A 13,185-nucleotide genomic window follows, 5' to 3' on the forward strand; every position below is an offset into this window, starting at 1 on the left:
ATTGCTTCATTCCGCTAGCGCTACATTCGCAATGACATATTAACAAACAGTTTGTTATTGCGATCGCACTCAGGTCAAGCATAGTAATCCTAGTCTTTGCGATTGCTTCATTCCGCTAGCGCTACATTCGCAATGACATATTAACAAACAGTTTGTCATTGCGAGCGTAACGGAGTGAAGCGAAGCAATCGCAATGAGGGGCAAGCAATCGCAATGACACAGATGTATAAGGAGTGCAAAAACGTTGACCTCACCACAACTACCCCCCAACGCCTACACTGATGCACCCCAACAGCACCCCAACTTAATACTGGGTAGCTTGCAACTACTTTTCTGGCTTGTCTTCCGCCCTTCAGCATGGCGTAACCACCTCAAGCTCATTGACCCTGCTTTAGACTCTGACTCCTCTCTAATTATCTTGTTGAGACAAGGGCGATGGCGGAACCTTGCTCTGTGGCAGCTGCTCATCCAGGGATACTTTATCTTACCTATCCAGGCTAACTTACTGCTTGGCTTAATACTGTGGGCATTGGGTGAACCAATCGCAAATATAGCTTTTCGCGTGGCAGTAGGTATGGCATTAGGTATGGCGGTAGGTATGGTAGGAGGCGTGGTGCTTGGAGTGGCAGCAGGTATGCTGGTAGGCGTGACGTACAGCGTAGTTTACAGCGTGGCAGGGGGAGACGTGGCAGTAGGTATGGGGGTAATCTTGGCATCCATCATGGCATTCATCGTGGCATTACTTGTGACGTTAGGCGTGGCAGAAGGTTTGGCGGAATTCCTGCTGTTTGGCGTGGCGAGAGCCTTAACAGAAAGCATGGCGTTCAGTATAACGGTAAGCCTAGCAAGAGCTATTAATTCATCGCGGCCTGTTCTATCGTTTCCATTTTTCACCGTTTGGAATTATCTGCTCTATAGATTAGACAAAGGGCGTAATGGTAAGAGCTTTTGTTTATTACGCTTTCACTCCGCCTTCTGGGATGAGTGGCAGCGTTTACATCTGCCTGGTTTGGATGAGCATCTCCTTTTAATAATCGAAAATAACCCAGTTGAAGGCAAAGCTGCTTTAGAATATCTCAGTACCAGCCCCCAACGCTGGGCAGCTCAAGCTGTACAAATTGAACTTGATGCACGCAGTTTACAAGGTTGTACAGATGTAGAAGCTATTCGTAAAATTCACCACAATTTTGTTATTGGTGAATTACAAAACCCAGCTAGCCCTCAGTTACGTCTTGCCCAACGTATCAGCGAGGATGTTGATGCTGCACTCAATCAACTAAGTGCTTATAATCAGCGTCTAGCTCTCAGAAATGTTGCAGATGAATTAAATCTACACTTGCATGACTTCACTCGTAACAGTGATAAATACACTATTCGTTTCCGTCCACTAGCCAGAAGTTGGCATGAGATAGTAACTAACTATGTAGAAGAACTGGCTAAAATTACTGAACTTCGGCAAGAAATTGACTCGCCTTACATTATTGGCGTACCGCTCACAGAGGAGCAAAAAATTTTCATGGGGCGTGATGACATCGGCTTACGTATCGAGCAACTACTGCGCGATCGCCGTCGTCCACCTCTGCTACTATACGGTCAGCGACGTATGGGTAAAACTTCCCTCCTCAACAACATCGGAAAGTTACTACCTAGTAACATCATCCCCATGTTTGTAGACTTGCAAGGCGCACCTTCATCAGCTAGTGACCATGCAGGTTTTCTCTACAACCTGGCTAAAGAGATGGAAAAGTCAGCGAAAAAGCAAGGTTTAACTCTACCGTCCCTAGCCCGCGAAGTTTTAAAAGCTGACCCCTTCACCTATTTCTATGAATGGCTAGATAAAGTAGAACAGGCTCTAGAACAAAATACCGCTTTACTAGCGCTAGATGAATTCGAGGTGCTAGACAACGCCATAGCCAAAAGACGCTTTGATGAACAAGATGTTTTGGGAATGCTGCGTCACCTTATCCAACATCGTCCCCGCTTCAAGGTTTTACTGGCTGGCTCTCATCCTATCGAAGAATATCAGCGCTGGGCTAGTTATCTCATTAATGTTCAAGTAGTGCATATCTCGTACCTCAAAGAAGCGGAAGCACGACAATTAATTGAACGTCCTGTCAAAGATTTTACCCTCCGCTATGAACCCAACGCCGTTGAGCGAGTACTGCAACTCACCCGTTGTCACCCATTCTTAGTACAACTACTCTGTGCAGAAATTATTGTCCTCAAAAACGAACAAGACCCTTCTATCCGGCGATTGGCAACTTTAGCGGATGTGGAAGCAGCGATACCAGAAGCTTTGCAAAGTGGGGGCTTTTTCTTTGCTGACATTCAAAATAACCAAGTAGACGCGACTGGACAAGCTATTCTACGTTTTCTCGCCGCTCAAGGGGAAGGGACTATAGTTAGCCGCCAAACTCTATTGCAACAGTTCCACGATGCTGATATTACTTTCAACTTGCTGTTGCAACGGGAGTTAATTGAGGAAGTTGACGACGGTTATGGCTTCCAAGTGGAGTTGATTCGCCGCTGGTTTGTTTGAATCATGTCCAGTAAAGTTAACTGATGACAAATACTATTTGTGCTGACGTAATTGCTCTACTATATAATCTTCTAGTTCTTGTTTTTCTCTATTACTAGCATTTCGTTGATAAGTTCTTCCGGTTTCTTGAATAAACCTACGTTTCTCGCTGGGAGAAGATTTGAGTTTAGCTCCAGTTGCTTGCAGCTTTTCCTGTAATTCTTCCCAAGTCTTTTCACCCACACTTTCACCTAGTTTGACCAGTGCCTTTGGGAGTAACATTTTTGCTTCTCTTTGAAAATCTTCTTCTGTCTCAAGAGAAGCTAAATCTATATTGCTAAAGTCGATATCGATTTGAAACTTACTCATACAATTGTATTTATTTTGTTCAAAATTATTACCAAAATCCGGGAAAGATGGGTTTTCAATTTTCAGTTACGATCGCAAGATAGTATGATTGTACTGTTTGATGTTGGTAACTGAAGTTGAAAATATCAATTCCGAAAGTTGATTTAATACTTCCGGTAGTATAGCCTTACTTAATCATTCATCACAAGATTCTCGACTTATTGAAACAAGTGGGAAATCTCAGCCTTTTGGTTTTCATTTCTAAAAGAAGATTGCTATATATTCAAAAAGAATACACATAATTAATGACCGTACAACTAAGTTAGCAATCTTAGAAATGCTATCTTAAAGGCAAGGTCATTTGCTCAGTTTTTGAGGATAATACTATGACTACAACGCTCAAAGAGCCTAATTCTATTGAGTCATTGCTAGGTAAAGAGGCAGAAGACCTGCTTACCCACAAAGCAAAAGTTTCTCGTGATTTAATACATTTGCCGGGGCCAGACTTTGTAGATCGTATCTGGCTCAACAGCGATCGCAATCCTCAAGTATTGCGTAATCTCCATCTACTTTATTCTACTGGTCGTCTGGCAAACACAGGTTATCTCTCGATTTTACCAGTAGACCAAGGGATTGAACACTCAGCAGGCGCGTCTTTTGCGCCCAACCCGATTTACTTCGATCCAGAAAATATTATCAAGCTAGCGATCGCCGCAGATTGCAATGCTGTTGCTACCACTTTGGGAACATTAGGCATCGTATCACGGAAATATGCCCACAAAATTCCCTTTATTGCCAAAATCAATCACAACGAATTGCTGACTTTCCCTAATCAATTTGACCAAGTATTGTTTGCGGATGTAGAACAAGCTTGGAATTTAGGGGCGGCTGCCGTTGGTGCGACAATTTACTTTGGTTCCGAGAATTCTACCAGACAAATTCAGGAAATCAGCAAAGCTTTTAAACGCGCCCATGAACTCGGTTTGGTGACAATTCTTTGGTGTTATCTGCGGAATAACGCTTTTAAACAAGATAAAGATTACCATCTTGCGGCTGACCTCACCGGACAAGCAAATCATTTGGGTGTAACCATTGAAGCCGACATCATTAAACAAAAGTTACCCGAAAATAACAACGGTTACGGTGCAGTTGCCAAAGCCAGTGGTAAGAGTTACGGCAAAACCGATGAGCGGGTTTACACAGAATTGACAACCGATCACCCAATTGATTTAACTCGTTACCAAGTACTAAATTGTTACTCTGGGCGTGTGGGGTTGATTAATTCTGGTGGCGCGACTGGTAAAAATGACTTCGCCGAAGCAATACGCACCGCCGTAATCAACAAACGCGCTGGTGGTTCAGGATTAATTTCTGGGCGAAAGACCTTCCAACGTCCCTTTGAGGAAGGTGTGAAGCTATTTCATACCATTCAGGATGTTTACTTGTCGCCGGATGTGACGATCGCTTAAGGAATGGGGAGCAGGGGGGCAGGGAGAGAAGAATTAATAACCAATACCCCATGCCCCATTCCCCATTAATTTTTTTTAAGAACAGCTACCCCTCTCTAAAAAAGAGTTTTGTTTCCCTAATTATGTATTTTTTGAGTCTTCTTCTTTGTCTTTAGATCCAGGGCTGCATCAAGCTGGATACCTTGTTGAGCAAGGCTTCCAAAAAATATTAAGCTAGCAAAATAAGGGAAAAGACCTATAGACAGCAAGTTTCCTAAAAATGAGGTGCGTTTGCCCTGTCTTTGTAGTTCTTGAGCTATTAACTCTTGAGCGCGTGCTTCAATTTTCTTTTGACGTTCTATCGGTAGCTCTTTAATTTTGTCTCTCAAACTTTTCCCCATTGCCCCTTGAATCCTCCCCTAAGTTTAAAAGATGACTTTTATATCGCGCATCAGCTTTTTTGATTAATTCTTTATAAAAACGCTTTTGGCCAACACCCGATTTATTACCTGCTACGAGTAAGATTGCTTGTCTTGTTGGGTCAAAAGCGAATGCTACACGCCAAACACCACCATTAGCATTAAACCTTAACTCTTTCATATTCGTGTATTGGGAACCATTGAGTGTGTCAGCATGAGGACGTTTTAGCTGTGAGCCAAATGTTTCTAATAGCTTTGCTGTAGCTAGTAGTTCATCTTGTACTTCTTCAGATAAATCCTCAAATTCTGATGCAAAATCATCATGAAATTCAACGTTCCACACTAATCTATTATTAATAATAAGACATATATTTTCAACAGTATAGCAGGTCAATAAAAGAACTATCTACTTCATAGCCTTTCCCGACATCCCCCAAAAAGCTCCTAACACAGAGCATTTAGCCCCTTAGTCACTTTATTTAGTTTTTCCCTGCTTAAAGCCTTCCCCACTAAGGAACTCTTCATTTATCAGCAACAGGATTTTATCTGTGGAATTTTTGCCAATTCCCCAGTTACCAATCCCCAACGAATTCAAAAAAAGCAAATCTTGGTAGGGATTCTGGGATATCCTTAGATAAGTGAAAGATTTGCCAAAAATAGTAAGAATGAAGCTGGCAGCAAGAGTAAGTCAGGTAACACCTTCATTAACCTTAGCGATCGCAGCCAAGGCTAAGGCACTGAAGGCGGAAGGAATAGATGTTTGTAGTTTTAGCGCTGGAGAACCAGATTTTGATACCCCAGCGCATATTAAAGCCGCAGCAGTCAAAGCTTTGGATGAAGGCAAAACCAAATATGGTGCAGCAGCCGGAGAACCAAAGTTAAGGGAAGCGATCGCCCACAAGCTTAAAACCGACAACGGTCTTGATTACAAGTCAGAGAATGTCATCGTCACCAATGGCGGTAAACATTCTCTGTACAACTTAATGGTGGCATTGATCGATCCAGGTGATGAGGTAATTATCCCTGCACCCTACTGGCTAAGTTATCCCGAAATGGTGACTTTGGTCGGCGGAGTTTCAGTGATTGTGCCTACAGATGCCACGACGGGTTATAAAATTACTCCCGAACAACTCCGTAAAAAAATCACGCCGAAGACGAAGTTATTTATCCTCAACTCTCCATCTAATCCCACAGGGATGGTTTACACGCCAGATGAAATCAAAGCACTGGCGCAGGTAGTAGTTGATGCAGATATCTTTGTTGTCTCTGATGAGATTTACGAAAAGATTCTCTACGACGGTGCAGAACATATCAGCATCGGTTCTCTGGGGAAGGAAATTTTTGACCGGACTTTGATTAGTAATGGGTTTGCGAAAGCTTATTCCATGACTGGGTGGCGTCTCGGCTATTTAGCGGGGCCTGTGGAAATCATTAAAGCAGCCAGTACCATCCAAGGGCATAGTACATCTAACGTGTGTACCTTTGCTCAATATGGTGCGATCGCAGCGCTACAAAGTCCTCAAGATTGTGTCGAAGAAATGCGCCAAGCCTTCGCCAAACGCCGACAGGTAATGCTAGACAGACTCAACGCCATTCCCGGTTTGAGTACCGCAAAACCAGATGGCGCTTTTTATCTGTTCCCTGATATCAGCAAAACCGGTCTAAAATCTCTAGAATTTTGTGACGCTTTGCTGGGAGAACATCAAGTTGCTGTCATTCCCGGAATTGCTTTTGGCGCTGATGACAACATTCGCCTTTCCTACGCCACAGATATGGCGACGATTGAAAAGGGAATGGATAGATTAGAGAAATTTGTCAAGTCGCGTATTTAGTTGGTTGTCATTTGTCATTTGTCATTTGTCATTTGTGAGGAGAATTTACCAATTCTCCAACTATTTAACTCCACCTTTTCGACTCAGAACTGGTGGAGTTCATTTTTAAACCTCAAGTTCCGTGTTCCGAAGCTCAAGTTTCGTGTTCTGAAGCTGAAGTTCCGTGTTCCGAAGCTGAAGTTCCGAGTTCCGAAGCTCAAGTTTCGTGTTCTGAAGCTGAAGTTTCGTGTTCTGAAGCTCAAGTTCCGAGTTCTGAAGCTCAAGTTCCGAGTTCTGAAGCTCAAGTTTCGTGTTCCGAAGCTGAAGTTTCGTGTTCCGAAGCTGAAGTTCCGAGTTCCGAAGCTCAAGTTCAAGAGGTTTTTAGTAAAACATCGCTTGTTTCATTGGCTCTATGTCATCTAAAGATAACTCACGGGATTCAAGATAATATAAGATTGCTTCAATAGGATCTCGTGTTTCGATTGGATAATACCTTTGCTCGTATGCTTTAACAAGCGTAGTTAAAACTTCCAAGCGGTCAAACTCTGGTGTATTGAGTTCTGCATCAAACAATCTTTCAATTTCATCAAGTGCAGCACGATAATCAGCTTCGGTGTGAATAAGATGGGTTTTAAGCATAGATATTACTTCCTCAAATACTTATTGCATTTACGTTGTCGTATTCTTTAAAGAATTATGTCCGTCGAAGGCAATTATGCTGCCAACATCACGAATATGAACAAAATATACGAAATAACTTTATCTCTTCATTCAGAAAATAATGAAAAGTTTGATACCGCCAAAAGTTTTGATTTCAACTTTTGGGTTGATATTTTTAGATTAGGTAACAATCGGGGAGAACTAGGGGAGCAGGGGAGCAGGGGAAGTTATTTACAGTAAGTCTTTCTCCAATACTTGTCGGTTAAGGGGAAAAGGGGAAGGGGAAAAGGGAAAGAAAAAACCTTTAACCTTTACCCTTTAACCTTTTCCCCAAACCCAATTCCAATTTAAAAATGCTTAACCGAGCAGTATTGAGTCTTTCTCCTCTGCCCCTCTGCCCCTTTTGCCCAATGAATGCCCCATCATCCCTATATCAACTGCATCTCCTGCAATCCTTGGCGTAGCCTCTTCGCCTCTTCGGGATTATACCTTTCGTGAAGGGCGATCGCTTTTTTAAAAGCTGCTAAACTATCTTGATGATTGCCAATTTTGAGCAATACTACCCCTAAATTTTGATATGCTTCGGCATAGTTGGGATTTAAGGCGATCGCATGTTGATAATATACGATCGCATCTGCAAATAAACCCAAAGCCTTAAATGTCATCGCCAAATTATAATGTCCAAAAACAAAAGTGGGATCGATTTTCAAAGCTGTGGTATAAGCAGTTTTCGCACCGTTGAAATCTCCTGCTGCTTTGAGTAAGTTACCCAAGTTGTTGTATGCTCCTAGTTTGAGCATGGGATAAATTGGCAATTTGATGGCAGCTTGATAGTGAGAAATCGCTTGTGGGGATTTTTGCAACCGACTGTAGGCAATGCCTAAATGATAGTGGAGTTCATATAAAATATCGTAGTTGTCTTCAGCAACGGTGATTCCTCGTCTTAGCAAATCCATACCTTGAGAAATTTTCCCAGTTTGCACATACAACGCTCCTAATTTACTGCAAACATAGGGATCGTTGGGATGAGTTGCGAGAAACCCTTCCATTGCTGTAGCGGCTTTGGCATATTTGTTATTTTGAGCGATCGCACTTTTTTGATATCCTGTGTGTACAAGGGCAACCCCAGGTAAATAACCTATTTGCCAATGAGGTTCTCTGGCTAAAATTTCTGACACACTATCATCTACCAAGGCATGGTAAGGACGGTCAAAACGAATATCTGGATGATTGCGGAATAGCCTGGAAACCAGAGAATAGGGAGATTGTTCTGCACCAACTTCCTGACGGACGAGGTTGATGAGCAGATATTCATCTCTTGCGATCGCCTCTCGTAACTGCGGTACAATTGCTGGAGTCAGAGTTTCATCAGCATCTAATACCAAAATCCAATCACCAGTGACATATTTGAGAGCTGCATTGCGGGCAGCACTGAAATCATTACACCATTTAAAATGATGGACTTTTGCACCGAGTTGTTGCGCAATATTGGGAGTGCGATCGATTGAGCCTGTATCCAAGACTATCATTTCATCCACTACTTTTCTCACACTGCTCAGGCATTTAGGCAGTGTTGCTGCTTCGTTTTTCACAATCATGCATAGACTCAAACTCATAATTTAAAACTTGGGAGTGGGGAGTAGTGAATAGAGGGATAAGGGAGATGAGAAAGCAACATCTTTACTTCTTATTCCCTTTAACAGTGATAGACTCTGCATAGTGGAAAATTTGCCTCGATTATGAAATGTTACAATCAAGGCTTTTGTATAGAGCATAAACACTGACAGATGGTGTCAATAATGACAGTGTAATGGATAGACTGTCAATATAAATAACCAGTGTCAATCTCTGCCGATCCATCTGACTTTATCAGGTAATATAAAATTGCTAGCGTAGACGTAGCCGCGTCCTAGACATCGCATCAGGGAGTATTGCCTGAATCTGTATTGGACTAATTATTTAGCTGTTATTACCCATTTTTTATGATTATATAACTATAATACACATTATCTAAAAGTCATATATGTAATGAAAAACTCACTTACCGTAACATTCCAAAAATATTTGCGATCGCTCAAGCGTTGGTTTTCAAATACACCAGAAAGGGCACTTTTAGAAGCTTACGAAGCAGCTCAGAGAATTAAAAACATTGAGAACGAACATTTTGATAACAAAAAAATATCGTTACAATCAGTAAACTATACTGAAAATGTCATGTCTTATTGGCAAGTATATCTTAATAAGAACCTAACTATTATTAAGATCAGGCTTGCCGAATTCCAGCTTAGTCGCGGAATTGTCAATATCTCTAATTCTGTTTTATTAGAAAAATTGAAGGTTATTGATGAAGTAGTAGAGAAATATGCTATCAAAGATGAGGTAATTAATAATAATCCCTCATTGTCAACTTATCAGCCTTTAAACATTAATGAAAGCAAAATAAAAAAACAGCTAGATTCATCTAACATAAATGATACTCAAGTTAAAGCTCCAATTCCAAAAAGTAGACTGAAGAAGAGTTTTATTGGCAGAAGAATTAATAAAATTCAAGCAGATTTTGCACCGCAGACAGAAGAAGAGTTTGTCAGGAATTATCGCATTTCTAAAGGTAGAACAATAATTTCCCTACGATTTTTGATAGTTCTCATTCTTGTACCGCTTTTAACTCAATATTTATCTAAAGAATTTATAGTAACTCCAATATTAGAAAGGGTTAGAGGTGATAATGCAACTCAAATCTTTATCAATTCTGACATGGAAAAAGAAGCTCTCCATCAATTACATAATTTTCAAGAAGAACTGAGATTTGAATATTTTCTTAATCAAGCACCACCACTTTCTTCAGAGCTAACACAAGAAAAAATCAAAAGTAAAGCAATTGAAATCTCTGAAGAATTTAGCAGAAAAAGTAATAGCAGTATTAGTAATGCTTTTGCTGATTTAATATCACTCTTTTCTTTTGGTATAGTTATCGCTATGAGCAAAAGAGAAATTGTGATTCTTAAGTCTTTTATGGATACCATTGTCTCTGGTCTCAGCGATAGTGCTAAGGCTTTTTTAATTATTCTGTTTACAGATATATTTGTAGGATTTCACTCACCAGATGGGTGGGAAGTCCTTCTTGCGGGATTGGCAGAACATTTAGGTCTACCAGCCAGTAGAAATGTAATCTTTTTCTTTATTGCCACATTTCCTGTGATTTTAAACACTATCTTTAAATACTGGATATTCCGCTATCTCAGTCGTTTATCTCCATCGTCATTAGCTACATTAAAAGAGATGGACGAGTAATTTGTAATTATAGAATGCCCAAATTCACTTACTTTGAGTAAAGAATATATTTCTTACCAGAAATCAATTAATTACAAATTACCTTAGCAACGCAGGAGCATCATTACGAATTACGTTAGGGCAGCGCTAACTAGTCCGTGAACATCATTACGAATTACGAATTACGAATTACGAATTATTTTCACGCATTTGTCTTTTGATTCGCTAGGCTATGTATATCCTGGTTTTTCCGAAATATACTATGGATTTTGAAAGCAAAGTTAATGCCTCAACTCCTACAGACAACATAGAGTTTGCTCAACCAACTACTACCCGTAAGCCACTAGAACTGCTGCGAGATACTGAGGCTTTACTTCGTCGCCCAACTGTAGCGAAACTGTCGCCGATTTTGCCACCAAAACTGAGCAATAGATTCCAAGAAACCTCATCTTTGGCGGATGACTCCTTTAAGGAACTGGCAGAAATTGACCTAAATACTATTAGTGATTTTGAACTGCGTCCGGCACGAATTCTTGTTGGCTTGAGCCTTGTTGGTTTTGGGGCGCTCATGATATTGGTGCTGCTGCTATACTTAAACACATTGCATCCAAAAACCAGTACAGTTGTGCAGATTCGGCAATATTGGTATCAATATATTTGGTTTGTCTGTTTAGGTATCACAGGGATGTTTATCTTGGGACGTGAAGCAATGCGTCCTATGCCAAAACGACGGAAGTAATTTGTAATGAGGGCTTCAGCCCTCATTTGTGCGCGTAGCGTCTCGCAGAGAGGACTTAATTTCTTACTACAAACCTTTAATTATCCACTCTACTTAACTTTCAGAAATTAACACTTCAAAATATGTTTGTATATTAATTAGTTGCTAGGAGATTTTATACATGAATCATGATGCTTTCATTGTTCCGCCAGGTTCAAAGATTTCTCTGAAAAAAAACTATGACCCAGCTTATAAAACTGATTTTCATGAAAAAACTGATGCTGCAACCAAATTACAGGTAGATATTGAACGACTAGCTAATTACCAAAATATTCTCTATGCTCAAAACACCTATGCTCTGTTGATTATTTTTCAAGCAATGGATGCTGCTGGCAAAGATAGCACTATTAAACACGTGACTTCTGGTGTTAATCCGCAGGGATTTCAGGTGTTTAGTTTTAAAGGTCCCAGTGCAGAAGAATTAGACCATGATTACTTGTGGCGCTCAATGAAAGCTCTGCCAGAAAGAGGAAGAATTGGTATATTCAACCGTTCATACTATGAAGAAGCGCTAGTGGTGCGTGTCCATCCAGAAATGCTTCAGAAACAACAGCTTCCTCACTTCCCGAATGGAAAAAAAATATGGAAACAGCGTTTTGAAGAAATCAATAACTTTGAAAAGTATTTGGTTAATAATGGTGTAATTATTCTGAAGTTTTTTCTAAATGTCTCTAAATCAGAGCAGAAAAAACGCTTTTTAGAACGAATTGACTCTCCTGATAAAAATTGGAAGTTTTCAGATAATGATGTCCGAGAACGAGCTTTTTGGGATGATTATATGAATGCTTATGAAGAGGTTTTTAATAATACGAGTACTAAATGGGCGCCGTGGTATATTATTCCTGCCGATCGCAAATGGTTTACACGCCTGACTGTTGCCAATATTATCTGCACAAAATTAGAAGAACTAAATCTGCAATACCCAACAGTTAGTGAGGAACATAAGCAGCAACTTTTGGAAGCGAAACGTATTCTAGAGCAGGAAGATTAACCTGTGAATTCGATCGGTAAAGGCAAAAAAATACTGAAGTAGTTCAGATATACTGTAAAATATATGTAAATAAGAATAAAAAATTGTAACTTAATTAATGCTATTTGTAACTAAAGAAGTTACGTAGATAGTGATAGGCGCAAAATCATGATTGAAATGGCAGAAAATGCCAAAAATCATCTACCTCACTTTACTAATGCTGCCTTTGATGTAGTGGCGATCGCAGCCTCAGCAGGCGGACTGACTGCTATAGTTAAAGTGCTATCGACTCTACCCGCAAAATTTCCAGCCGCGATCGCTATTGTGCAACACCTCGCTCCGGGACATCCGTCGTTCATGGCAGAAATTCTCAGTCGGCGCACAGATATTACTGTCAAACAGGCAGAGGAGGGAGATTCCCTGGCTCCAGGAACGGCTTACGTTGCTCCACCCGATCGTCACTTATTGGTTAACGGTGACAGTACACTTTCCTTATCACAGTCAGAATTAGTGCATTTTTTACGTCCTTCAGCTGACCTATTATTTGAATCGGTTGCAGCCACTTACAAAGGCAGAGCGATCGCTGTTGTGCTAACTGGAACGGGTAGCGACGGCGCGATGGGAGTAGAAGCGATCAAAAAAATGGGCGGTACTGTTATTGTCCAAGACATAAAAACCGCCGAATTTTCTGGGATGCCCTCCGCCGCAATTAACACTGGCAATGTAGATTTTATTCTCCCCCTTGATGAAATTTCCACCACCCTGGTGGGTTTGGTCATGGGAGAATCTGACTAGGCAGGGGAGCAGAGGGGCAGGGGAGCAGAGGGGCAGGGGAGCAGAGGGGCAGGGGAGCAGGGGAGATATGTTTTAGAATGCAAGTTAGTATCACTATACATTAATGAGGCTTGGAACTCCTTTAATGAGGCTTTGAACTCCTTTAATGAGGCTTTGAACTCCTTTAAT

At 40.9% G+C, this 13,185-nt stretch carries 13 protein-coding genes; 8 read left to right on the forward strand and 5 right to left on the reverse strand.

What is annotated here, in order from left to right; all coding sequences use genetic code 11:
- Positions 1 to 244 precede the first annotated feature (244 nt).
- A complete protein-coding gene (locus tag ACM0OX_RS33060) occupies positions 245 to 2,539 on the forward strand; it encodes an AAA family ATPase (protein ID WP_414519170.1) in 2,295 nt (764 codons plus the stop codon).
- Positions 2,540 to 2,572: 33 nt separating this feature from the next.
- Here ACM0OX_RS33060 and ACM0OX_RS33065 read toward each other — a convergent pair whose 3' ends face one another.
- Entirely contained in the window at positions 2,573 to 2,887 is a 315-nt protein-coding gene (locus ACM0OX_RS33065) for a hypothetical protein (protein ID WP_414519171.1), read from the reverse strand.
- 365 nt (positions 2,888 to 3,252) lie between these two features.
- On the opposite strand from ACM0OX_RS33065, the gene ACM0OX_RS33070 reads away from it, so the two are divergent.
- Positions 3,253 to 4,335, forward strand: a complete 1,083-nt coding sequence (locus ACM0OX_RS33070; protein WP_414519172.1) for a class I fructose-bisphosphate aldolase — start codon at positions 3,253 to 3,255, stop codon at positions 4,333 to 4,335.
- Between the two features lie 116 nt (positions 4,336 to 4,451).
- On the opposite strand, the gene ACM0OX_RS33075 is transcribed toward ACM0OX_RS33070, so the two are convergent.
- A complete protein-coding gene (locus ACM0OX_RS33075; RefSeq protein WP_334838710.1) occupies positions 4,452 to 4,703 on the reverse strand; it encodes a hypothetical protein in 252 nt (83 codons plus the stop codon).
- On the reverse strand, positions 4,687 to 5,076 hold the full coding sequence (locus ACM0OX_RS33080) for a type II toxin-antitoxin system RelE/ParE family toxin (RefSeq protein ID WP_334838708.1): 390 nt from the start codon (positions 5,074 to 5,076) through the stop codon (positions 4,687 to 4,689). Before ACM0OX_RS33080 ends, ACM0OX_RS33075 begins: the two co-directional genes overlap by 17 nt.
- 322 nt (positions 5,077 to 5,398) lie before the next feature.
- Here ACM0OX_RS33080 and ACM0OX_RS33085 point away from each other — a divergent pair, with 322 nt between their 5' ends.
- The gene (locus ACM0OX_RS33085; RefSeq protein WP_414519173.1) at positions 5,399 to 6,565 is read left to right on the forward strand and encodes a pyridoxal phosphate-dependent aminotransferase; all 1,167 of its coding nucleotides are present in this window, start codon (positions 5,399 to 5,401) and stop codon (positions 6,563 to 6,565) included.
- Positions 6,566 to 6,925: 360 nt separating this feature from the next.
- Here the strand turns inward: ACM0OX_RS33085 and ACM0OX_RS33090 are convergent, their stop codons facing one another.
- Complete coding sequence (locus ACM0OX_RS33090) at positions 6,926 to 7,183, reverse strand: helix-turn-helix domain-containing protein (protein WP_414519174.1); 258 nt, start codon at positions 7,181 to 7,183, stop codon at positions 6,926 to 6,928.
- Positions 7,184 to 7,240: 57 nt separating this feature from the next.
- On the opposite strand from ACM0OX_RS33090, the gene ACM0OX_RS33095 reads away from it, so the two are divergent.
- Positions 7,241 to 7,444, forward strand: a complete 204-nt coding sequence (locus tag ACM0OX_RS33095) for a hypothetical protein (protein ID WP_414519175.1) — start codon at positions 7,241 to 7,243, stop codon at positions 7,442 to 7,444.
- 188 nt (positions 7,445 to 7,632) lie between these two features.
- Here ACM0OX_RS33095 and ACM0OX_RS33100 read toward each other — a convergent pair whose 3' ends face one another.
- Positions 7,633 to 8,820 (reverse strand): tetratricopeptide repeat protein, encoded by a 1,188-nt coding sequence (locus ACM0OX_RS33100; protein ID WP_414519176.1) that lies wholly within the window; start codon positions 8,818 to 8,820, stop codon positions 7,633 to 7,635.
- A gap of 412 nt (positions 8,821 to 9,232) precedes the next feature.
- On the opposite strand from ACM0OX_RS33100, the gene ACM0OX_RS33105 reads away from it, so the two are divergent.
- From ACM0OX_RS33105 to ACM0OX_RS33120, 4 genes are all read left to right on the forward strand, one after another.
- Complete coding sequence (locus ACM0OX_RS33105; protein ID WP_414519177.1) at positions 9,233 to 10,495, forward strand: proton extrusion protein PcxA; 1,263 nt, start codon at positions 9,233 to 9,235, stop codon at positions 10,493 to 10,495.
- Positions 10,496 to 10,736: 241 nt separating this feature from the next.
- Positions 10,737 to 11,213 carry a hypothetical protein gene (locus tag ACM0OX_RS33110; protein WP_414519178.1) on the forward strand — a complete coding sequence of 159 codons (477 nt, stop codon included), beginning with the start codon at positions 10,737 to 10,739 and terminating at the stop codon, positions 11,211 to 11,213.
- A 160-nt stretch (positions 11,214 to 11,373) separates the two neighbouring features.
- On the forward strand, positions 11,374 to 12,243 hold the full coding sequence (locus ACM0OX_RS33115; protein WP_414519179.1) for a polyphosphate kinase 2 family protein: 870 nt from the start codon (positions 11,374 to 11,376) through the stop codon (positions 12,241 to 12,243).
- Positions 12,244 to 12,390: 147 nt separating this feature from the next.
- Positions 12,391 to 13,017 carry a chemotaxis protein CheB gene (locus ACM0OX_RS33120; protein ID WP_414519180.1) on the forward strand — a complete coding sequence of 209 codons (627 nt, stop codon included), beginning with the start codon at positions 12,391 to 12,393 and terminating at the stop codon, positions 13,015 to 13,017.
- Positions 13,018 to 13,185 lie beyond the last annotated feature (168 nt).

It is taken from the genome of Nostoc sp. PCC 9305, assembly GCF_963920915.1.
GTDB lineage: Bacteria > Cyanobacteriota > Cyanobacteriia > Cyanobacteriales > Nostocaceae > Nostoc.